Origin of the sequence: Anaeroglomus insulsum (genome assembly GCF_050689095.1) — a bacterium.
GTDB lineage: Bacteria > Planctomycetota > Phycisphaerae > Sedimentisphaerales > Anaerohalosphaeraceae > Anaeroglomus > Anaeroglomus insulsum.
Genome location: NZ_JBOGCL010000003.1, coordinates 237,511 through 259,010 on the forward strand (window position 1 = coordinate 237,511; position 21,500 = coordinate 259,010).

Sequence of the window (21,500 nt, forward strand, 5' to 3'; positions counted from 1 at the left end):
TGAGCCTGACCTGCCGCGATTCAGTTTATTTCTAAAGGCAAGTGGTGGCGAGTTTTTGGGCTGTTTGTTTCCAGATTTCGGTGGTGTTCAGCGTCTGGATTAGGGCGCATAGCTCGTTTGCTTTTTGGCTGCATTCAATCCTGCGATAGGCAAATGCCATGTCAAACAGGATTTGGGCTTTTTGATTATCATCCGCCGCATCGGCCAGTTGTTTTTCCAGTTCGGCGATATTTTTCAGCTCGCTGTCCAGTTCAGCCAGTTCGGTTTGGCTTCGCTCTTTGTAATAACCTCGGGCCATTTTATACAGCCGCTGATACGTTTGACGAGCTTGTTCAAAATTCTCCAATTGACAATACGACTGGGCAATCCCAAATAGACAGTTATCCTCGTGAGAATTATACCGCAGCCGCAGATACCAGGCATCCACTTCTTTTTGATACAGGGCAATCGCGGCCGGATAGTTTTTCTGCTTGTAAAATTCATCCCCCTGGTTCCGATAGCGGCCCTGCGTGAGCCCCGGCATGATGTTGACCCAAAAGCAAAAGAAAACGAGATAGAACGTCCAGTAAGAAAATAGAACCTGCTTCCATGTCATCTGGGGTATTTCTTCACTAAACGAAAAGTTTCTTACTACATGTCCAATCATCATTAGGATGGATCCGCCCAGCATCACATACAATGGAGTATGACTTTGAACCGAATACCCGCGGAGAACGCCGATAATCGCAACGATCAAAAACTGCCCCAGACATGCCAGACCAATCCACTCACAGAGTTTCACCCAAACCGGAATTTTCCGTGATGCTAATGCAGTGTCCATAAAATACTCCTTCATCCAAATGAATAAATCGGAATTGCTGCTGAACCATTTTAGAACAGCAACCCCTTCATTTTACACATCTTGCCCCTACAATAATAGAAACTATACCCGTTTCCGGCCGCTTTTGTCAACCCGAATCGACAATATGCCGATTTGTTTGACCTGTTGGCAAGGTTTCAGGCGACAGGGAGACCTGCTTTTAATCTGCGAAAAATCTGGGAAATCAAAGGTTTATTTTTCTGTGTTTTTTGCGTATAATTCAGAGGTTTAAATGGATATAGAATATGGGATATTTTAGAGAGACAATCGAGAAGATGGAAGGCTACACGCCGGGTTTTCAGCCGAAAAATCCGGATGCAGTCAAACTCAACACCAACGAAAATCCATATCCCCCGTCCCCCAAAGTACTTGAGGCCATTCGGGGAATCAGCGATTTTCAGCTCCGACGCTACCCCGACCCCATGGGCGGGGCCTTTCGCCAGGCGGCATCTGAGGTCTTTGACCTGCCGGAGGACCATATCCTCTGTGTCAACGGGGGTGACGAGTTGCTCAATTATGCCTTTCGGGCGTTCTGCGATGCGGACCGCCCGGCGGCATGGGCCGAGCCGACCTATTCGTTGTATCCGGTGCTGGCTAAGCTGCAGGATTGCCGGGCGATCCAGATTGACCGGAATAAAGATAGTCTGGAGGAACTGGCTCGCATTAATGCCCCATTTACCATCATCTGCAACCCAAATGCCCCGACCTGCGATTTTACAGCGGTGGATAAGATTGCCGAACTGGCCAGCCGGCTGGAAGGTATTTTGCTGGTCGATGAGGCGTATGTGGATTTTGCACAAGACAATTGCCTGCGGCTGGTGCGGGATTTTGCCAATGTCATCGTGTTGCGGTCGATGAGCAAGGGCTATTCGCTGGCCGGAATGCGGGCCGGGCTTGGATTTGCTCAGCCGGCTCTGATTGAAGGGCTGGTCAAGGTCAAGGATTCGTACAATATGGATGCGGTTGCGATTACTGCCGCCGCCGCGGCCCTGCGGGATCAGGCTTACCACAAGGATTGTGTTGCCAAAGTGATCGCAGAGCGGGCGCGGGTAATTGGAGAATTGCGGAAGCTGGAATTTGCTGTGCCGGATAGTGCGACCAATTTTGTCCTGGCTCAGTCGATTCAGGCGCCGGCGGAAAAGGTATTCAAGCTGCTGGCCGAGCGGGATATCTACGTGCGGTATTTCAAGCTGCCCGGCCTGGAAGATAAATTGCGGATTACGATTGGTACACCGGAGCAAAACGATCAATTGCTGGGAGCACTCAGGGAGATTCTGAGCAGGGAGTAATCCATGAGCAGCCTGAGGGGATGGCCTGTGCGTATTCTAGTCGGGGTGGCGTTTTGGCTGGTTTGTTTTGGTTGCACGGCTGGGCCGGCCCTGTTGGAATCGCAGGTCAAGGCAAGTCCCCAAAAGGGTTGGCAAGCACTCGATAAAATGACCTCTGCTGCCGCACGTGCGGATGTTGAAACGATGTTCCGTGGTATCGCCGAATAGGGACGTGTATGATTGATGACGGCAACGGCTGACCGTTCAGATAAATTGGAACGATGACAATGAATAGAAATGCCAAAATAGAACGTAAAACAACCGAGACGGATATTGCCCTGAACCTGAATCTCGACGGCAGGGGCCAGTATCAGGTTGATACGGGGATTGGTTTTTTTGACCATATGCTCAGCCATCTGGCCAAGCACGGCAAGATGGATTTGACCCTGCGGGCCAAAGGCGACCTGCACGTGGATGCACATCATACCGTCGAAGATGTGGCAATCTGTCTGGGACAGGCCCTGTGCGATGCACTGGGCGACAAAAAAGGCATTGTGCGGTTTGGTGACAGTGTCGTGCCGATGGAAGACGCCAAGGCCCAGGTGACGGTGGATTTGTCCGGCAGGCCTTATCTGGTGTATCGGGTGACGTATCATACACACAAAATTGGCGATTTTGATGTGGAGTGTGTGGAAGAATTTCTGCGGGCCTTTTCCACGGCGGGCAAATTCAACCTGCATGTGGATGTGCCCTATGGCACCAACAGCCACCATATCGCCGAAGCCATTTTCAAGGCCCTGGGCCAGTCCCTCGCCGCAGCGGTCAAAGTCGTCGGCCAGGACATTCCGAGTACGAAAGGGATTCTGTGATTCAGCCTCAGTATGACTATCGCAGTGGGATTGGGACCGACATTCATCGGCTGGTCCCGGAGCGAAAACTGGTGTTGGGCGGTATCGAGATTCCGTTTGAGCTGGGGCTGCTGGGCCACAGCGACGGCGATGCCGTACTGCATGCCGTGACGGATGCAATTCTGGGTGCGGCGGGGCTGGGGGATATCGGGATGATGTTTCCGGATACCGACCCGCAGTGGAAAGACGCCGACAGTGCCGAACTGCTCAAGCAGGTCGTCCGGAAGGTCAGCCAGCAGGGTTGGGAAATCGTGAATGTGGATTTGATTGTCCATGCCCAGTTGCCCAAACTCGGGCCGTATCGCGGTCAGATGAAGCGCCGCATTGCCGAACTGCTGGAGATGGATTTTGCCAATGTCAACATCAAGGCCAAGACCAACGAGGGCCTGGATGCTGTCGGAGAATGCCGGGCGATTGCTGCGACGGCGATTACGATGCTCCGACGAAAAGTCAAATAAAATCGCCGTGATGGATTTACGGGTTCAAGTGGGATAAGAACAGTATGGGATTGCAGGTATATAATACGTTGACGCGAAAGACCGAAGCATTTGTGCCGCTCACCCCGGGTAAGGTGGGGATGTATGTCTGCGGCCCGACGGTGTATGGCCCGCCGCACCTGGGGCACGGCAAAAGTTATGTCAGCTTTGACGTCATCGCCCGCTGGCTGCGGTATCTGGGCTACGCGGTGACGTATGTACAGAATATCACCGATGTGGGCCATCTGACCGACGATGCCGATGCGGGGGAAGACAAGATTGCCAAGCAGGCCCGAAAAGAAGCCAAACATCCAATGGCGATTGCGGAATATTACACGTGGATGTATTTTCGCGATATGGATAAGCTCAATTGTCTGCGGCCCGATATCAGCCCTCGTGCCACCGGACATATTCCCGAACAGATTGAGCTGGTCCAGACCTTGATTGACAAAGGTGTCGCGTATGAAGTCAACGGCTCGGTCTATTTTGATGTGACCAGGTGGCCCGGCTACGGCAAGCTGTCCGGCCGCAATCTCGAGCAAATGCAGGCGGGGGCACGCATTGAGATCAATCAGGAAAAACGCAACGCTGCGGATTTTGCCCTCTGGAAGAAGGCCGAACCCAATCATATCATGCAGTGGAACAGTCCCTGGGGAAAAGGTTATCCCGGCTGGCATCTGGAATGCTCGGTAATGAGCATGAAATACCTTGGTGCCACCATCGATATTCACGGCGGCGGACTGGAAAATCAGTTCCCCCATCATGAATGCGAAATCGCCCAGTCCGAGGCGGCCAACGGCGTGCCCTTTGTCAAATACTGGCTGCACAATAATATGGTAACGGTCAATGGCCAGAAGATGGGCAAGAGCCTGGGCAATTTTATTACGCTGGACCAGTTGTTTACGGGTCAGCACCCCGCCCTGAGCCGGGCGTATGAGCCGCTGGCGGTGCGACAGTTGATTTTGAACAGTCATTACCGGATGACGATTGATTTCTCGGATGCGGCACTGTCGGCAGCCCAGAGTGGTTATGACCGGATTGCCGCGGCCGTGCAGGGACTTCGCAATAAAATGAATTCCGCCCCGGCCGGAGATGCCGATGCCTCTGTGCTGGCGGAGCTGGATGCGGCAAAATCAAAGTTTGAAGACGCGATGAACGACGATTTTAATACGGCCATTGCCATATCGGTATTGTTTGAGATGGTCAAAATCAGCAATCGCCTGCAGGAAAACCCGAAGGTCGCTGCCGCGACACTCAAGGCCGTGGACGACCAGTTCCGTCGTCTGGGCGGGGATGTGCTGGGAATTGTGCCGGCCCAATATCCGCAGGCGGCAGGGGCGGATAACGACCTGCTGGATTTCTTGATTGGCCAGATGATACAAAAGCGGATGGAAGCCCGAAAGAATAAAGACTTTGCGACATCCGATGCGATTCGCAAAGACCTCGAAGCCCGCGGCATCATTCTGGAAGACAAGCCCGGCGGCGTAACCACCTGGCGACGGAAATAAATTTGGGTCCCTGGACTCCAAAGGTGGTCTCAATGTATGATTGTCGTAGGAATTGACCCCGGTTTGCAGGTGTGCGGCTATGCGGTCATCAAGGCGGAGTTGTTGCGGACGACCTTGCTGGAAGCGGGGGTGTTCCGCACTGACGGTAAAAAACGCCTGGAACAGCGGCTCTGTCAGCTTGCTGAAGATATGCAGACAGTCCTGGAAAAATACCGGCCGGCCATCGTGGCCGTCGAGCAGTTGTATTCGCATTATCAGCATCCGCGCACGGCGATTTTGATGGGCCATGCCCGTGGTGTCCTGCTCCAGCAGGCCGGTGCAAGGGAGGCCCAGGTACAAAGTTTTTCAGCCACACGGATTAAAAAATCGCTGACCGGAAACGGCCACGCGGGGAAACTTCAGATGCAGCGGGCGATCCAGTCGGTCCTGGGGTTGGCGGCCCTGCCCGAACCTGCTGATGTCGCAGATGCCATCGCCGCGGCCCTGTGCTGTATTAATGAAAAGAAATTAATATGATCGTACAAATTGAAGGCAAGTTGATAAGTTTGGATGAAGACTCCTGCTGGGTTCAGGTCGGGGCGGTGTGCTATGAGCTGATGCTGCCCGGCTATGCGGTCAGTCGCCTCAGCGGCCAGGTCGGCTCAACGGTGACGCTGTGCACGATGGAGTATTACGAAGGCACCCTGGGCGGAGGGAATCTCGTGCCGCGGATGGTGGGGTTTCTGACGAAAGAAGACCGGGATTTCTTCGATGTCTATACCAGCGTCAAGGGCATGGGCATCAAGAAGGGATTGAAGTCCCTGGCGATGCCGATTGAACGGATTGCCGCCGCGATTGAATCCGGCGACGAGAAGATGCTGGCTACACTGCCCGGCGTGGGCAAAAAGATGGCCCAGATGATGATTGCCGAGCTAAAAGGCAAATTGACCGCGTTTGCCGTCGAGGCCCAGGCCGAAGGCCGTCCCTCCGCGGCATTTGCGACATTCCAGACCGAGGCACTGGAGATTTTGATCGCCTGGGGTGAAAAACGGGCCGAGGCCATGGAACTCATTGAGCTGACCTGCCGACGGCATCCGGAGGTCAAGACCGCCGAGCAGTTGGTCCCGCTGGTCTACCGGGTCAAACAGGGGATTGAGGTATAAATAATGGCCAACAGTATTTTGCAGAGAACAGCATGGCGATAGATCGTGTTATCAGTGCCAACAGCGGTGGAGACCGGGAAGAGCAGTTCAATACCGCCTTGCGTCCCAAACGGCTGACGGAAATTGTCGGACAGAGCAATGTTGTGGAAAAGCTGTCGATTGCCATTGCGGCAGCCCGGCAGCGAGGTGAGCCGCTGGAGCATATTCTGTTTTACGGCCCGCCGGGTCTGGGCAAAACCACGCTGGCCAATGTCATTGCCAACGAGATGAACGCGGCCATCCGTGTTTCCTCCGGCCCATCGCTGACCAAGCAGGGTGATGTGATGGGGCTGTTGAGCAATATCAACACCGGGGACATCCTGTTTATCGATGAGATTCATCGGCTCAGTGCTCCCGTGGAAGAATTCATCTATCCGGCGATGGAGGATTTCAAGGTCGATTTTACCGTCGATAGCGGTCTGCATGCCAAGACGATCAATTTTCCCTTGAAGCGATTTACGCTCATCGGGGCGACAACGCGGGCGGGGTTGCTCAGCGCTCCCCTGCGCAGTCGGTTCGGGATGCTGTATCATCTGGAGTTTTACTCGATTGATCAATTGACGTCGATTCTGCGGCGGTCGGCCAAACTCCTGGAACTGGCGTTCGAGGATGGCACGCTTGAGCGGATTGCCGCCCGCAGCCGGGGGACGCCGCGAATTGCCAACCGCCTGCTCAAACGGGTGCGGGATTATGCCCAGGTCAAAGGGACCGGCAAATTGACGCAGGATATTGTCGATAATTCACTGGCGATGGAGCGAATAGACCATCTGGGACTCGACGATCTGGATCGGGCCTTTATGAAGGCACTGATTCAGGTCTATGACGGCGGGCCGGCCGGAATTGAGGCCATTGCAGCCACGCTCGGTGAAGAACGCGACACGCTGGAAGATGTCGTTGAGCCGTATCTGCTGCAGATTGGTTTTGTCCGTCGAACCAGACGCGGACGGGAAATCACCCGTGCCGCCTGCGACCACCTGGGGCTGGCCATGCCGCAATCGAAAAAAGACACATCATCCACCCAGCCGGAATTATTTGAACAGCAGTAAGGTCATGAGGACAAAAACCACGGGGCCAGCCTGGGCGGGCGATGAAGCAGTTGCGCGAAATGATGCAGCAGGGCATTCTGGATCTGACGCAGCAGTGCCTCGGATGTTTTGCAAAGCCGCTGCGGTTCGAATAATGCTGCAGCGGCATGAATATCCAGCCGGATTTTTTCCACAAACGCATTTTCACATCCCGGACAAAGTAAGCCCTTGGCTTCGCTGGAAAAATAGGCGTATTTCCATCGGCTGCCGAATGCATCTGAACAATTGGCACAGCGGTCTGTCACCGGGCTGATGCCGATTTCCTGCAGCAGAGTCATTTCAAAGGCGATCATATGTGCCAATTGAGCCGCAGTCTGTGAAACGCTCTGCACCAAATCCAGAAAATGCAAAAAGGCATCAAACAGCTGTGGATGCGGATCGTTCATATCGGTTAGCGACTCGATCAATTCCGCCGCCAGCAGCCCGCAGTTCAGGGCAAACAGATTCTGCCGCAGCGGACGAAACCGCAATTGCTGGGAGAATTCACTCAGGGTGGTCAGGCCGTCTTCTTTGGGAGCTGAAAATACCGCCGGTCCGAATGAAAAAGGCTCAATGGCTCCGTCCATGGCCGATTTCGGGCGTTTGGAGCCTTTGGCCATACAGGCAATTTTACCGTGCTCGCGGGTCAACAGGGTTACCACCTGCGAGGTATCGGAATAATTGACGGCCCGCAGACAGATGGCCTGATCTTTTTCAAGCATGGCCGGGTCTCCTTATGTTTTGTCCTGAGCCTGAGGGGGGAGTTTTTCAATGCGCACGCGGCGCACACTTCGCGGCTCGGCGGCAGTAATGGTGAAACGCAGTCCCTGATAATCAAACGTCTGTCCCGTCTTGGGAATGAAGCCCAGATGCGAAAAGACAAAGCCTCCCAGGGTGTCATAGTCTTCCTCGTCCGGCAGGGCGATATGCAGCTGACTATTGACATCATCGATATACATCCGCGCATCGACCTCGGTAATCGTGTCGCTGATGGTCTTGAAGGCTTCGGTCTGGTCGGTATCGTACTCATCCTCGATATCTCCGACAAGCTGTTCAAGAATGTCTTCGATGGTGACGATGCCTGCTGTGCCGCCGTATTCATCCAGGACCACTGCGATATGCAGTTTCTGTTTTTTGAATTCATGCAGCAGATCACGCAGCGGTTTGGTCTCCGGCACAAAATAGACGGAACGCATTTTCTTGCGAAGATTGAAGTCACTCGGGTTGCTGCCGATTTCCGATAGCAGATCCCGGACATACAACACCCCGACGATATTGTCGATGGTCCCTTCGTAAATCGGAATCCGGGAGTGTCCTGCGCGTGAAATGGTTTTGACAAGCGTGGGCAAATCCGTATTGGAAGGCAGGGCAATCAGGTCGGTCCGCGGTGTCATAATCTGTTCGGCAGTCGTTTCGTCCAGTTCCAGGACATTTTCAATCATGTCCATCTCTTCATCGTCCACGACGCCTTCGAGTTTTCCCTGTTCGACGGCACTGAGCAGCTGTTCTTCCATGATTTCATCGGTAGGCCGATCCGGTGCCCCCGCCAGTCGCCGTACCAGGCGATCATGCCAGACAAAAATCTGCAGAATCGGCTTCATCAGGATCAGGATAAAGGCCATCAAGGGGTATGTCCGCGGCAAAATGGATTTGCCTGCGTGCTTGGACCAGGAATGAGGAATTGCCAGTGCAAAGGTCTCGATCAGCACCATGCTGACAATCAGCGTGACCAGATAATGGCGGTCAGCAAACAGATGCGTCAGACCCAGGATGATGCCGGTATTGGCCAGCAGCCGGAAAAAACCACAGGTCAGATTGATCGCCTCGCTTTGCTGATAAAACCGCTCGAAATGGGCCTCCTTCCCCGCTGCACGAAACGCATCGTGCAGCTTGACCTTGCTCATCCCGCGCAACGCCAGCGAATGCAGCGAAAAAAACAGCGACAGCATCGTCAGCAGACTGATTAAAACAATCGTCAGTGTTGTATTGTCCACGATGGTTTATCCTTTCCTTGGCGAATCATAGACCTTGCCATATCCGGCATCCTGCAGGATACGGTCTTCCTCCTGATGCATCCGACGTGCCTGATCGGGTTGAAGATCATCAAATCCCAGCTGGTGCAGCAGACCATGGACCAGATATAAAGACAGCTCCGCCTCCGTCGAATGGTTGCGTTGCTCAGCCTGGCGGCGGGCCTGCTCAATATTGATAATAATGTCAAAATCACGGATAGAATCCGCCTCATCCGTCAAGTCAAAGCTGATGACATCGGTGGTTTTAGCCGTATGAAAAAACCGTTTGTGCAGCAATTGAATCTGTTCGTCGTCCACAATGCTGACCGAAACCCGGGCCGGGACGGCACCAAAACGCCTGCATACCTCTCGGGCCAGCCGTCGGAAGCGGGCCGGATTGAAGTCCGAACAGGGAACCCGACAGTCCAGTTGTACTGAAATGGATGTGCGTTGTGTTTTCATTGTACCTGCGGAATGCCTGTCACCGCTGCGGGGCGAGGCATACCCTCCTCGGAGCCGTTTGATTTGGGATAGGCGACCCTGCTGTGATGATGAGCTGCCAGTGATTTAGCCAGGGCCGCTTCGATTCGGCTGAGCTCTTTCAACGTCAGATCGCACTCGTCGAACTGTCCGTCCTGCAGTCGTTTCATCGCAATCGCATGCACCAGCGATTCAATCTTCGTCGGCGTGGGCTCAGTCATACTGCGACAGGCACTTTCTGCTGCATCTGCCAGCATCACAATCGCCGATTCCCGCGTCCGGGGCTTGGGACCGGGGTAGCGGAATTCAGCCTCGGACACCGGCGACATCTTTTCATCCTGACGTTTTTTGGCTTCGTTATAGAAATATTCCATCAGCGTTGTGCCGTGATGACTTTCGATAAATTGCCGCAAAACCGACGGCAGCCCGTATTCGCGGGCGATTTCAATCCCGTCTTTGACATGGCCGACGATGACCAGTTGGCTCATGGCCGGCGAAAGCTGTTCATGCCGGCTGACCGAACCGATCTGGTTTTCGACGAAATAGCCGGGCTTGTTGATTTTGCCGATATCATGATAATAGGACCCCACCCGGCACAGCAGACCGTTGGCGCCGATGGCCTCGGCAGCATGTTCTGCCATCGACCCGATCAGCAGACAATGACTGAAAGTCCCCGGCGCTTCCATCGCCAGTTTTTTCAGCAGCGGCTGGTTGGCATCACTGTATTCCATCAGCGTCATGCTGGTTGCAATTTTAAACACCCGCTCGATCACCGGCAAAAAGGCCTGAATGACGACTCCCACCGCAATTGTCACTGCGGCAGCCGAAAAGGCGGGTTTTAGTATTTTCCGCAAAATCTCGCCAGTGGTTCGCTCCTTGATCATCTCCTCAAGAGGAACCTGAATGGTCTGCATGGCGGCGGCGATAATAAAGACAATCAAGGCCGCCGTCGCAGACACCTGGACCAGTTTCATGCGGGTGCGGATTTCCCGAAGGCTGAAACAGCAGACGGTGGCACCGGACATCATCGTTAAAAACAATTCCACGGTCGCAATCCGTCCCACGGCAAAACAGGCCAGAATGGAATAAAACAGACTGATGCCCATCGCAAAACGCTGATTATAGACGATGGTCATAATCATGGCTGCGGTGATAACCGTGCCCGTGGCCAGATATTCCCATTCCGGATACATCGACCCGATGCGCGTCAGCGCCAGCAGCAGCCACAGCAGAATCGCCAGGTTCAGACAGCGGGATTTGCGTCCGATGATGCGGGGCTGATAGTGCTTGATATAAACCGCCGCTGCCAGACAGATCAATACAACAATGACTGCCAGTGCCGCCAGTTCCCCCACAGGCTTAAAACTCGAGAACAACACCGTGAACACGGTCTTGTCTTTGGTGTCCAGTCCAAGCAGATAGACTGATCCCGCCATAAACAGCAGCAAAACCCCGATCGCGGCCGGATAGGGTCCATTGACAAAGGCACTGAACCGTCCGAGACGCTCGGCCGCTATCGTATTGCGAACCTGCTGTCGCCTGGCGCTGATTTTTTTCTTCAGAAAAAACACGTCTTGGCCTGTTAAGAGTCTTTTTTGGTCTGGTCATAGGCCTGGACAATACGATGTACCAGATGATGACGTACAATGTCGGCCCGTTCCAGTTCCACAAATCCGATTCCCGAAACACCCTGCAATTTTCTGGTGGCATCAAGCAGGCCGCTGATCTGCCCTTTTTCCAGATCAGTCTGGGTGGTATCGCCGGTGATGATCATCTTGGAGCCGCGGCCCAGCCGGGTCAGAAACATCAGCATCTGAGAGGGCGTGGTGTTCTGAGCTTCGTCGCAGATCACGACCGCCTCATTGAGTGTGCGGCCCCGCATAAAAGCCAGCGGAATCACCTCGATAATATCCATTTCCATGAATTTGCGCATCTGGCCGAATTCCATCATGTCTTCCAGACTGTCAAACAGGGGACGCAGATACGGATTGACCTTGGCCTGCAAATCGCCGGGCAGAAACCCGAGCCGTTCCCCCGCTTCGACCGCAGGGCGAGCCAGAACGATCTTGCGGATTTGTTTTTTCTTGAGCATCGACACTGCCACGGCCACCGCAAGATACGTCTTGCCCGTCCCGGCAGGTCCGATGCAGAAGGTCATATCGTTTTTCAGCATCGTTTCAATATAACGGTATTGCCCGGCGGTAAAAGGCTCGATAATCCCTTTGTGGGAATACACTTCGATGACATCGTTGCGTTCAGCCCGGGCCTTGGTCATAATCGAATGCGCCAGGAATTCCCGGACATCGTTTTCATTCAGCTGTCTGCGCTGCAGAATCTGTTTCTGCATCCGGTCGATAATTTCCGCAGCACGACGGACATTCTCCGGCTCCCCGGTCAGGATGATGCTGCCGTTGCGGGCAGTGATTTGGATATTGAGATTATTTTTCAGCAGACGCAAATGAATATCCGCCGGCCCGAACAATTCAAGCCGTTGTGCCTGCGATTCCAATTCTATATGTATTTCCAACCTGAATCCTTAGATGCCGCAGCATAACCAGAAATAAACGAACGCCGCCGGTGCGGTCGCCAGCGGTGAATCGATCACGTCCAGAACTCCACCGAAGCCCGGTATCAGGCTTGCGGAATCTTTGACCGTGGCATCTCGTTTGAGCATCGATTCAGCCAAATCGCCCATTTGCCCAAGAACGGCAAAAAGGGACCCAAACAAAAGCCCAGCCCAGGATGACATTATACCACAAAAATACGAAAAACAGAAGCCTGTTGCCGCAGCAAACACAATTGCCCCCCCCAGACCCTCCCAGGTCTTGCCCGGCGAAATCGAGGGTGCCATTTTGTGCTTGCCAAACAGTCTGCCTGAAGTGTAAGCCCCTATGTCAGAACACTTTACGGTAAAAATGAACATCAGGAATGCCCACACCCCATAGCGAATGCGGATCGCCGGCACAAAGCTGCACAATAACCCCAGATAGAGGACCGAAAACACGGTTGCCGAGCAATTTTTTAGTACTCCCTGGACCCCAAAACGGACCCCCTGGGTCAGGAAACTGAGCAAGACCACTGCGGAAAGCAAAAGGAGTATATAATAGGTATAAATATGGGTAGAAAATATTTCAAATTGTTTCAGGTAAAATGTCAAGGCCATCAATATCGTCGCCGGCAGGGCGATCGGCGTAAATATCACGGCTCCATTTTGTTGAGCTAATTGGCCCAGTTCAAGCTGGGCCGGAATGGCAATCAGAGCGAGCAATCCGCATAAAATGGTCGCCTGAACCGGCGCTGGCGAGCCGATCGCCTGCCAGGAGCCATCCAGCCAGGCATCCAACAGAATCAGCCCGACAAACAGGCCGGTCATCAATGTTCCAAAAATAAGACGGTATTTCAGCATGGCAGTGAGGGGCTACAGAGTCTTGGCGGGCTTGATGTCGCCGAATCGCCGGCTGCGCCGGGAATAATCAATGATCGCTTTATCCATCAGCTCATCGGTAAAATCCGGCCAGTAGGTCGGGGTAACATAAAATTCCGAATAGGCCATCTGCCACAGCAGAAAATTGCTGATACGCATCTCACCGCTGGTCCGAATACACAAATCCACTTCCGGCCAGCCCGCCGTATAAAGATGTCCGGCAAACACCTTTTCATCGATGGCTTCAGGCTTCAATTGTCCCGCCAGGCATTCCCGGGCCAGACTTGCGGCAGCATCTGCAATCTCGGTCTGTGAGGCATAGTTCAGTGCCAGCCCGATGGTCAGGCCGGTGTTCGTGCCGGTGATTCGCATCGTTTCATCAAGCGCATCCAGAACCCTCTGAGGCAGCATATCGCGCCGGCCCAGATGAATCAGCCGGGTATTATTTTCCATCAACTGAGGGCGGATTGCTTCCAGATAAATCACATAAAGATGCATCAGGAAATCGACCTCTTCTTTGGGACGTTTCCAGTTCTGCATACTAAACGAATACAGTGTCAGATACTCCACCCCATTATCCACACAATATTGGGCGATGGTTTGCACTACTTTGGCGCCCTGTTCATGCCCGCGAAAACGCGGCAGATTACGCTCGGTAGCCCAGCGCCCGTTTCCGTCCATGATGATGGCGATATGACGTGGAATTCCTGCAGGCTCCAGCCCGAGGCGTTTGGCAGCGCGTTCTTTTTTGCTTTGAAAGTCGTGATTCACAGTGTTTACCGATAGATAACCTGGGTCCGTCGTGGGCCGACGCCGATCATCTTGATCGGCACCCGGATAATGTTCTCAACCGTTTTGACGTAATTCTGTGCTGTCTGGGGCAGGTCTTCAAAGCGACTGATGCCGCTTAAATCCTCCTTCCAGCCCGGCACCGTCTGATAGACGCACTTCGCCCTGGCTAATTGATTGGAATCCGCCGGAAAAAAGTCGGTCGTCTTGCCGTCAATCTCATAGGCATCACAGATTTTCAGTTCTTCAATCCCCGCCAGGGTATCCAGATGCATCATGGCGATTTCGGTAATCCCGCTGATGGCCGCCGAATACCGTACCGCAACCGCGTCGAACCAGCCGCAGCGGCGAGGCCGCCCGGTGGTGGTACCGTATTCATGACCTTTGTCACGAATACGCTGGCCGATGGCGTTGTCCTGCTCGGACGGAAATGGCCCGCTGCCGACACGAGTGGTATAAGCCTTCACCACACCGATAAATCGCTGAATCTGCTGCGGCGGTACACCGCAGCCTGGACCCAGCCCCAGTGCGCTGGCATTGGAACTGGTTACAAAGGGGAACGTGCCATGATCGATATCCAGCAGTGACCCCTGAGCACCTTCAAACAGAATGGTTTTCTTTTCATCCAGGGCTTTGTGCAGCAATTCGGTCGTATTGCAAATATAAGGCCCGAGTTTCGTGCTGTAGTCCAGGCATTTCTGATAAATCTCGTCGCAGGAAATCGGTGCCGCGTTGTACAATGCCGAAAACAGTTTATTTTTGTACGCAACAATATGCTCAAGCTTGTGTTTCAGGGTGGGCATATCCAGCAAATCCCCCATCCGCACGGCAAAACTTCGTCCCGTCTTGTCGGCATAGCAGGGGCCGATGCCGCGGGCCGTGGTGCCGATTTTTCCGGCCCCCAGAGCTTCTTCCCGCAGACGGTCTTCCAGTTTATGATAATCCAGTACCACATGGGCACAGGCACTGATCCACAGTCGGCCTTTCAGGCTCAGAGCTTTCGCCTCAAGCCCTGCGATTTCCTCCAGGAGCACCGCCGGATCCACCACCACGCCGTTGGCGATGACACAGGTCGTATTGGGCCGCACCGCCCCCGAAGGCATCAGGTGCAGGGCAAATTTGGTCTCGCCAATGATGACGGTATGGCCCGCATTGGCCCCTCCGCCGTAACGTACCACAATATCCGCATTCTCGGCAAGGATATCAACCACCTTACCCTTGCCTTCGTCTCCCCACTGAAGTCCTACTACACAGAAATTCATTGTCTATCCAGTCTGTCCTTATCTATACTGTTCCTACTTGAAGTTTCCCGGTTCGTCGCGACTAAACTGCTTTCAGCCGCCGGCTTCCAGCGACAGGCATTCTCATCGCGGCTGCGTGGGGTAACGTTACCCCGTGAGTACGCACAGCATCAAAGCGGCCTGGGGCCGCCGCGGAAGAATCATTATGACGTAATTTTTGCCACAAGGTGATCCAGCACAGCCGGCAGGTTATCAAAACTCCGATCACTGAGGCGAAGCTGTTTTTTCTGGCCGCCGTCAGTGTAATTTAGGACGAAATAGCCTTTGGTGCCAAAGTGCGTCTTGTCAATACTTTCAATCTGGTCGTAACGAATGGATATTTTTTCATACCGAAGCCCCTGCTCATCGGCGACGACTTTTCTGTCTTTGATCATCCACAGGCGAATGCCCAGCACCGCCGCCGCAAGCAGCATGAACGGAGGACTCTTCTGGTTGAAATACAGCGTGCTGTTCGGACGGCCATCCTCAAGGGTGTGTTCCTGGATAAATTTCTGATTGTAATTACCGTCGTAATAACACAACCCTGCCGCCCCTGCCAGAATGGCAATCATGATCAATAGATTGTGTTTACGGTACTTGCTCAGAGGGGCTTCAATGTCCATCAATCAGTCCTTCCTTGAATAACCGTTATCTTCTCTGGGCAATTGCACTGACCAGAGGCTGTACAAAATACGGCAGCACCCGGTCAAACATCAATTGCTCCGCCAGCCTGCACTGCTGGCGGTAGGATTCAATCAGCTCCGCCGACATCGCCGGATTGGGATAACGGCGTATGGTAAAGTACAGGCTGATGGGCTCATCCTGTTTGAATTTCTCGTTTTTCATGTCATAGACACTCGTGCGGGATTCCACGGCGATCCGGGCCTGGGTACGGAAGTCCTCGCTGAGCGATACTATCACCGACGGGTTGCAGCCGATGGTCTTGGCCCCGCCGATCTCAAACAACGACCCAAAACTCGACCCTGCCAGCAGGGCCTCGGCAATCACTTCATCATGGTTGCCCTGATAATCAAAATCCATCGTGAAGGTGACATCAATCGAATCCACATCCAGCGCAGTCACCCCCAGCATATAGGGCATCAATTCCAGCACCTCACAATGCAGCGCATAGGCTTCCCCCAGCTTTTCTGGCTCGGCGCACCCGGCGGTAATCCGTTCCGATTCGAGACTGACCCAGCGATATTTCTGACCTTGTCTCTCTTCTTCCAGCAAAAACTCCCCGTTGTCCCGCTTGGAAAAGTGAACCATATTCGGAAATCGCTTACGCAACTGCTCGAAAAAACTTAAGATCGTATCCCGCTCAGTAGGCAACTCGAGCTGGGTATTCACGCATAAATCAACATAAAAATCGTCACAAAACGACCCAAAACTATTGGTCATTTTTCTATCTCCAAAAACAATCACACAATCAACACATCATTTTCTCACAAATTAAGCTTTTTTACAAGATTTATTCGCGTGGAGAGAGGGAAGTTTTTAGTTTTTATTAAGATTTTCGGACATAGAATAGCTGGATATTACAACAGCGATATAAAGGTCATCATCGCCAGAATCACGCAATACAATGCGAAGATTTTTAAGTTGCGTTTCCGTGACACGGTAATCAATATCTTTAATGCGAATATCCCAACGAGACAGGATGCCATCATTCCCGCCAATGTGGGCACGACCGGAAAATTGCCGCTATTCAGATAGTCTATATTTTGAATTGCTTTAATCGCAGCCCCTCCCAGGATTGCCGGAATGGAAATCAAAAAGCTGAATTCCACCGCCCATCGAGGCCGGATTCCCAGCAGCATGGCCGTACAGATGGTCGAGCCGCTGCGGGACACGCTGGGCAAAATCGCCAGCCCCTGCGCCAGACCAATCAGAACCGCTGCCCCAAATCCAAACCGTTTCAGGCCGATATGGCCTTTACGATAATCAGCCCCGAACAGGAATAATGCCGATACCACCCACCAGAATCCAAGTCCAAACATCCCGCGGCCCGCTTCCAGCAAATCATCAAAAAGGACATACAATATCCCGGTTGCCAGAGTCGCTATTATCCCCAGAATTGTCAGTCGCACCGGGGCCTTTTTCTGGACCAGTTCTACCGGCTTTAATCCGGACGTGAACGACGATACAAGCCCGACAAAAAAACGGGTGATGGTTTTACGGAACACCACCAGAATAGATAGCACCGTTCCCAGATGCAGCGCCAGATCAAATACAATCATCTGTGGATTTTCCGCATCCATACCCGGCAGCAAATGCTGGAACAAAACCAGATGCCCTTCCGATGACACCGGCAGGAACTCTGTCAATCCCTGCACCGCTCCCAAAAGCATAGTGGACCCGACCGTCATCGCAGCTTCGTCCTGCGGCAGACCATTCCAGTAAGCCAGGGTTCGGCCGGCAATCCACACTCCCGCCGCCCACAGCCCTGCCGCAAGGTCATCGGCCAGGATTCCCCAGCCGGCCGGCAGTTGTTCCAGCTTTTTGCACGGCCAGGGTTTGACGATATCGAAGAACCGAAATAAACCAAACAGAAACGCCGACATCCAGCAGAAATCAAGCGGTGCGATCCACTGCGCCAGCAGCAATGCCAGGGCCTGCCCCGCGACTTCATCGCTGACAATCTGCCCCGGATCTGGGCGTCCGGTTTGTGCAATCACGCAAGGCGAACAGACTACCGAAATGACACATCCTGCCGCAAGCAGAATCGCCATCGCCCACATTGCCGCTGCCGGACCCAACAGAATCCCCGCCGCCATAAAAACCACCGCCGGCAGCAGCGATCCCCATGTCCCCGGTGCTCCCGGCAGCAGCCCCAGTCCCAAACAGCTTGTCCATAATCGATTCATCAGGAATCCTTTCCCGCTTTGGAACGCATAACAAACAGAAAATACTCATACATTGCCGCTGACAATCCCGACAGGGGGATAAAGACAAGCAGCCGGACTGCCAGCGGTACAGCCAGCGACGGCATATAATCCTGACGCCAGGTCTTTTCCAGATAAAATGCTCCGATACTGTAAAGCACTCCTGCAGCAAAGCCCCCCAGCATCCCCAGCCCAATTGTCTTGAAGAATCGCATTCTTCCCCCAAATCCCGCGATCAATCCGCCGCACAACAGCGGGGCCGAAATCCCCCACAGACTTTTCAGGTACCACAGATTACTGCTGGTGGGCACTGTCCCAACCCGTTGATAATGCATCTGATGCATGCCGATAAGAAAGGCCCAAACCAGTCCCACGACAACAGGGACATGGAGATACCCGCTCGGCTGCGGCGACGCCAATGCGGCCATTGCCATCACCTCTCGACCCAGCAGCCGAAGCCGACTTTCGATATGCCGGGGCAATTGCCGTGGATCACAGACAAAGCAATGCCAGCGGGCCGGCAGAAGACGCAGAGGCAAATGGGCCGCAAACCATCCCGGATGCTGGTCAATAAACCGGGCCGTTTCAGGGTCGATCCGACCGGTTTGCAGCCAGCCAATCAGTCTGCGGACAAGGACCGCCTGCAGGCTCTGTCTCAGGCCGGCAGACCCGCAACATTGTTCCAGGCGGGCGGCAAGCCTCTGGAGAGTAGATTCGGGTTCATGGTGATCCATCATTCGGCGGTTCACTCCTGCATACTCATCGCATAACGATCCGTCATTCCCGACACATAATCGCAGACAATCCGCTTTAATCCTTCCGCAGCAATCATATGCTGATAATAATGCGGCATCAGTTCCGGCTTGTCGCTGTATTTCTCGAACAGCCGGGTCAGCCATACGCGGATGGACTGTGCCTGTCCGGCAATCTGCGGATGAGAATACAGATTCTGATAGAGAAACCGTTCCAGCTCGCACAGTTTGGTTTCCGCTTCCGCCGACAAATCGATCAGCCGCACCGGGCAGCCATAGACGTCTTTCAGAGACTGGATCTGATGCTTTTCCAGCAGCTGACTGCTGGTCTCGATGGCGTCAATGACCAGGTAATCCAGAATGGCCTTGGAAATCCGCGTCCGCCGGATGACGAGATCATCAATCTGTCCGGCCCCAACCGTTCGGCAGGCTTCCTCATACAACACAATCCCCCTGAGCTGCTTTTCATCCAGCAGCCGTGAACGCAGGCCGTCTTCCAGATCATGGCAGTTATAGGCGATCCGGTCGGCAGCATCGGCAATCTGTCCCTCCAGACAGATCGATTCAGCGGAGCCTTCGGGGTTGTCATACGGGCTTTGATGCTTGGCCAGTGCCACCCGGGTTTCATGCATCAGATTTAATCCCGCAAACGCCGGATACGGATGCTCCAGAAAATCCACAATCCGAAGCGATTGCCGGTTGTGCTCAAATCCCCCGACATCGGCGGTCAGTTCGTTGAGAACCGTTTCTCCCGCATGGCCGAAGGGACTGTGTCCCAGATCATGGGCCAGACAGATTGCCTCCGTCAGGCTTTCATTGAGATTCAGCACCCGCGCAATCGTTCGTCCGATCTGGGCGACTTCGATGCTGTGCGTCATGCGGGTCCGGTACTGATCATTCAGACCGGTGGTAAAGACCTGTGTTTTGCCCTCCAGTCTCCGAAACGCCGCACAGTGGATAATCCGGTCCCGATCGCGTTCAAAGTCGGCACGATATCGATGAGGCTTTTCCGGGAATTGTCTGCCCCGGCTATTGTGCTCGGTAACTGCGTATGGGGCAAGCGTAGATGACATATTAGACCACGGGTAATTGATGCTGACGGCTTTGTTCCAGCAGCAGGGCATACAGATCGGTCATGCTCTGGCTGATGACATCCGTATCACTGCACACGTGCATGAAATTGGTGTCTCCGTTCCAGCGGGGCACCACGTGAATGTGCATGTGGTCGGGCAGTCCCGCCCCCGCACACCGGCCCGAATTCATCCCCACATTAAACCCGTGCGGCTGAATCGCCGCCGACAGCAGCTTCTGACTGTCCCGAATCAGCCGCATCATCGACAGCAGTTCCGATTCCGTCGCCAGCTCCATGGACCCGATGTGCCGTGTCGGGGCAATCAGAAGGTGCCCGTTGTTATACGGAAAGCGGTTGAATACCACCACGGCATCCGCGGTCCGCCATAGCACAAAATTCTGAGCATCATCCTGCGGCGAGGCGATATAATCACACAAAAAACATGGACTTTTCTGGGACAGCCCCTGAATGTATTTGATCCGCCATGGGGCCCACAGGTTGTTGCGTTCGATCATATCCTCCATCTCCGATTACGGTTCCAGTTTCTGGATGCGCAGGGTTTGCTCGATGGCCACCTGCGGCACGGAATCACCCAGCGGCAGCAGAAACGATGCGGTGGTCTTCAGCAGATACTTCTGGCTATCGCTTTCCACGGTGCCCGTGCTCAGGTTAAACACCTGCTTGCCTTCCCCTTCCAGCGACTGGAATTGATAATCCCGCAAAAACCCAAACAGTCCGCGCATCTGGAATGTGCCTTCATAGGGCTTGGGAAAGTTCGCCACGGTTTTATTGCTGAGTGTATAAGTGCTGGCGATAAGAGCCTTTTTTTGCCCGTCTTCTTCGACAATCGAATCCAGTCTGAATGTCGTGACCCGGCAGGGCGGATTCGGAATCGGTACCGGCCAGGCAATCAACTGCGTATTCGTCCAGGTCATCCCTGGCCTGACACCGTCCAGCGGATTGGGCACCGACGAAATCGAATCCCACAAATACCATTGCAGAGCAACAAAATCATAAATCATATCCGGATTCTTGACTCGCAAGTCATTGCGTGCGCTATCAAACGCCGCCTTGCCGGTGTCCAGCAGTAATTGCTCCAGTTGGCTGAAGTCCTCGATTTGACCGCTAGGCGACAGTTCCAGCGTAAAGGTCTTGCCCTGAAGGCTTTCCATCGCATCCGAGCTGGTGGTGCCGCGGCCGCTGAACGAGCTGCGATTGACCTTGACGGCCTCAAATGTGCATTCAATCCGCGTCAGGCCGAACGGATCGACCTTGACCGGCTTGTAGGCCATCGTCAGTTCCAGCGACTCGGTCATTTTCTGCGACTGTCCCTGTTTGCTGCCGCTGGTCGAGCCGGTCAGTTCAATCGTGACGTCCCGACTGGAGGTCATTTGGTAGCGCAGGACTTTGCCTTCCTCAAAATTCACAATCAGCAGATTCTCGCCTCGCTGAACAGGACCATGACATCCCGTCAATACTGCCGTCATACAGACCATCACCGCATACAGCGGCCCGGTTACATGCTGTCTTCCGAAAACCATC

The 21,500-nt window shown here is 53.8% G+C and carries 24 protein-coding genes; 8 read left to right on the forward strand and 16 right to left on the reverse strand.

The features are described 5' to 3' along the window. Positions 1-31: 31 nt before the first annotated feature. Positions 32-820, reverse strand: a complete 789-nt coding sequence (locus tag ACQ9LF_RS04585; protein ID WP_462488194.1) for a tetratricopeptide repeat protein — start codon at positions 818-820, stop codon at positions 32-34. 284 nt (positions 821-1,104) lie between these two features. Here ACQ9LF_RS04585 and hisC point away from each other — a divergent pair, with 284 nt between their 5' ends. The 8 genes from hisC to ruvB are packed head-to-tail and all read left to right on the forward strand — an operon-like array spanning position 1,105 to position 7,246. Then, a complete protein-coding gene (gene hisC / locus ACQ9LF_RS04590) occupies positions 1,105-2,148 on the forward strand; it encodes a histidinol-phosphate transaminase (RefSeq protein WP_462488195.1) in 1,044 nt (347 codons plus the stop codon). A 27-nt stretch (positions 2,149-2,175) separates the two neighbouring features. After that, entirely contained in the window at positions 2,176-2,355 is a 180-nt protein-coding gene (locus tag ACQ9LF_RS04595) for a hypothetical protein (RefSeq protein ID WP_462488196.1), read from the forward strand. A gap of 59 nt (positions 2,356-2,414) precedes the next feature. Further along, positions 2,415-2,996 (forward strand): imidazoleglycerol-phosphate dehydratase HisB, encoded by a 582-nt coding sequence (gene hisB, locus ACQ9LF_RS04600; RefSeq protein ID WP_462488197.1) that lies wholly within the window; start codon positions 2,415-2,417, stop codon positions 2,994-2,996. Then, the gene (gene ispF / locus ACQ9LF_RS04605) at positions 2,993-3,493 is read left to right on the forward strand and encodes a 2-C-methyl-D-erythritol 2,4-cyclodiphosphate synthase (RefSeq protein WP_462488198.1); all 501 of its coding nucleotides are present in this window, start codon (positions 2,993-2,995) and stop codon (positions 3,491-3,493) included. The genes hisB and ispF overlap by 4 nt, the downstream gene beginning before the upstream one ends. Before the next feature lie 44 nt (positions 3,494-3,537). Continuing rightward, positions 3,538-5,019: a cysteine--tRNA ligase gene (gene cysS / locus ACQ9LF_RS04610; RefSeq protein WP_462488199.1), complete on the forward strand. Its 1,482-nt coding sequence runs from the start codon at positions 3,538-3,540 to the stop codon at positions 5,017-5,019. A gap of 36 nt (positions 5,020-5,055) precedes the next feature. Continuing rightward, on the forward strand, positions 5,056-5,535 hold the full coding sequence (locus ACQ9LF_RS04615; protein WP_462488200.1) for a crossover junction endodeoxyribonuclease RuvC: 480 nt from the start codon (positions 5,056-5,058) through the stop codon (positions 5,533-5,535). Further along, on the forward strand, positions 5,532-6,161 hold the full coding sequence (ruvA, locus tag ACQ9LF_RS04620) for a Holliday junction branch migration protein RuvA (RefSeq protein ID WP_462488201.1): 630 nt from the start codon (positions 5,532-5,534) through the stop codon (positions 6,159-6,161). The genes ACQ9LF_RS04615 and ruvA overlap by 4 nt, the downstream gene beginning before the upstream one ends. 32 nt (positions 6,162-6,193) lie before the next feature. Next, positions 6,194-7,246, forward strand: coding sequence for a Holliday junction branch migration DNA helicase RuvB (gene ruvB / locus ACQ9LF_RS04625; RefSeq protein WP_462488202.1), 1,053 nt, complete (start codon positions 6,194-6,196; stop codon positions 7,244-7,246). A gap of 2 nt (positions 7,247-7,248) precedes the next feature. On the opposite strand, the gene recO is transcribed toward ruvB, so the two are convergent. The 15 genes from recO to ACQ9LF_RS04700 form a co-directional block, all read right to left on the reverse strand. Continuing rightward, positions 7,249-7,986, reverse strand: a complete 738-nt coding sequence (gene recO / locus ACQ9LF_RS04630) for a DNA repair protein RecO (RefSeq protein WP_462488203.1) — start codon at positions 7,984-7,986, stop codon at positions 7,249-7,251. A 12-nt stretch (positions 7,987-7,998) separates the two neighbouring features. Beyond that, the gene (locus tag ACQ9LF_RS04635; protein WP_462488204.1) at positions 7,999-9,258 is read right to left on the reverse strand and encodes a hemolysin family protein; all 1,260 of its coding nucleotides are present in this window, start codon (positions 9,256-9,258) and stop codon (positions 7,999-8,001) included. A 6-nt stretch (positions 9,259-9,264) separates the two neighbouring features. Next, a complete protein-coding gene (ybeY, locus tag ACQ9LF_RS04640) occupies positions 9,265-9,738 on the reverse strand; it encodes an rRNA maturation RNase YbeY (RefSeq protein ID WP_462488205.1) in 474 nt (157 codons plus the stop codon). Continuing rightward, the gene (locus tag ACQ9LF_RS04645; RefSeq protein WP_462488206.1) at positions 9,735-11,327 is read right to left on the reverse strand and encodes an HD family phosphohydrolase; all 1,593 of its coding nucleotides are present in this window, start codon (positions 11,325-11,327) and stop codon (positions 9,735-9,737) included. Before ACQ9LF_RS04645 ends, ybeY begins: the two co-directional genes overlap by 4 nt. An 11-nt stretch (positions 11,328-11,338) precedes the next feature. Next, the gene (locus ACQ9LF_RS04650) at positions 11,339-12,283 is read right to left on the reverse strand and encodes a PhoH family protein (RefSeq protein WP_462488207.1); all 945 of its coding nucleotides are present in this window, start codon (positions 12,281-12,283) and stop codon (positions 11,339-11,341) included. Positions 12,284-12,292: 9 nt separating this feature from the next. Then, positions 12,293-13,129 (reverse strand): phosphatidate cytidylyltransferase, encoded by an 837-nt coding sequence (locus tag ACQ9LF_RS04655; RefSeq protein WP_462488208.1) that lies wholly within the window; start codon positions 13,127-13,129, stop codon positions 12,293-12,295. Positions 13,130-13,174: 45 nt separating this feature from the next. Further along, positions 13,175-13,951, reverse strand: coding sequence for an isoprenyl transferase (locus tag ACQ9LF_RS04660; RefSeq protein WP_462488209.1), 777 nt, complete (start codon positions 13,949-13,951; stop codon positions 13,175-13,177). Positions 13,952-13,956: 5 nt separating this feature from the next. Then, positions 13,957-15,231, reverse strand: coding sequence for an adenylosuccinate synthase (locus tag ACQ9LF_RS04665; RefSeq protein WP_462488210.1), 1,275 nt, complete (start codon positions 15,229-15,231; stop codon positions 13,957-13,959). 182 nt (positions 15,232-15,413) lie between these two features. Continuing rightward, positions 15,414-15,872, reverse strand: a complete 459-nt coding sequence (locus ACQ9LF_RS04670; protein WP_462488211.1) for a hypothetical protein — start codon at positions 15,870-15,872, stop codon at positions 15,414-15,416. A gap of 25 nt (positions 15,873-15,897) precedes the next feature. Then, positions 15,898-16,650, reverse strand: a complete 753-nt coding sequence (locus tag ACQ9LF_RS04675) for a hypothetical protein (protein ID WP_462488212.1) — start codon at positions 16,648-16,650, stop codon at positions 15,898-15,900. Between the two features lie 137 nt (positions 16,651-16,787). Further along, on the reverse strand, positions 16,788-18,116 hold the full coding sequence (locus ACQ9LF_RS04680) for a phosphatidylglycerophosphatase A (RefSeq protein ID WP_462488213.1): 1,329 nt from the start codon (positions 18,114-18,116) through the stop codon (positions 16,788-16,790). Continuing rightward, a complete protein-coding gene (locus ACQ9LF_RS04685) occupies positions 18,116-18,871 on the reverse strand; it encodes a hypothetical protein (protein ID WP_462488214.1) in 756 nt (251 codons plus the stop codon). Before ACQ9LF_RS04685 ends, ACQ9LF_RS04680 begins: the two co-directional genes overlap by 1 nt. A gap of 8 nt (positions 18,872-18,879) precedes the next feature. After that, entirely contained in the window at positions 18,880-19,959 is a 1,080-nt protein-coding gene (locus ACQ9LF_RS04690; RefSeq protein ID WP_462488215.1) for a deoxyguanosinetriphosphate triphosphohydrolase, read from the reverse strand. 1 nt (position 19,960) lies between these two features. Continuing rightward, entirely contained in the window at positions 19,961-20,473 is a 513-nt protein-coding gene (locus tag ACQ9LF_RS04695; RefSeq protein WP_462488216.1) for an HIT family protein, read from the reverse strand. 15 nt (positions 20,474-20,488) lie between these two features. Next, the gene (locus ACQ9LF_RS04700; protein WP_462488217.1) at positions 20,489-21,499 is read right to left on the reverse strand and encodes a hypothetical protein; all 1,011 of its coding nucleotides are present in this window, start codon (positions 21,497-21,499) and stop codon (positions 20,489-20,491) included. Between the last annotated feature and the right edge of the window lies 1 nt (position 21,500).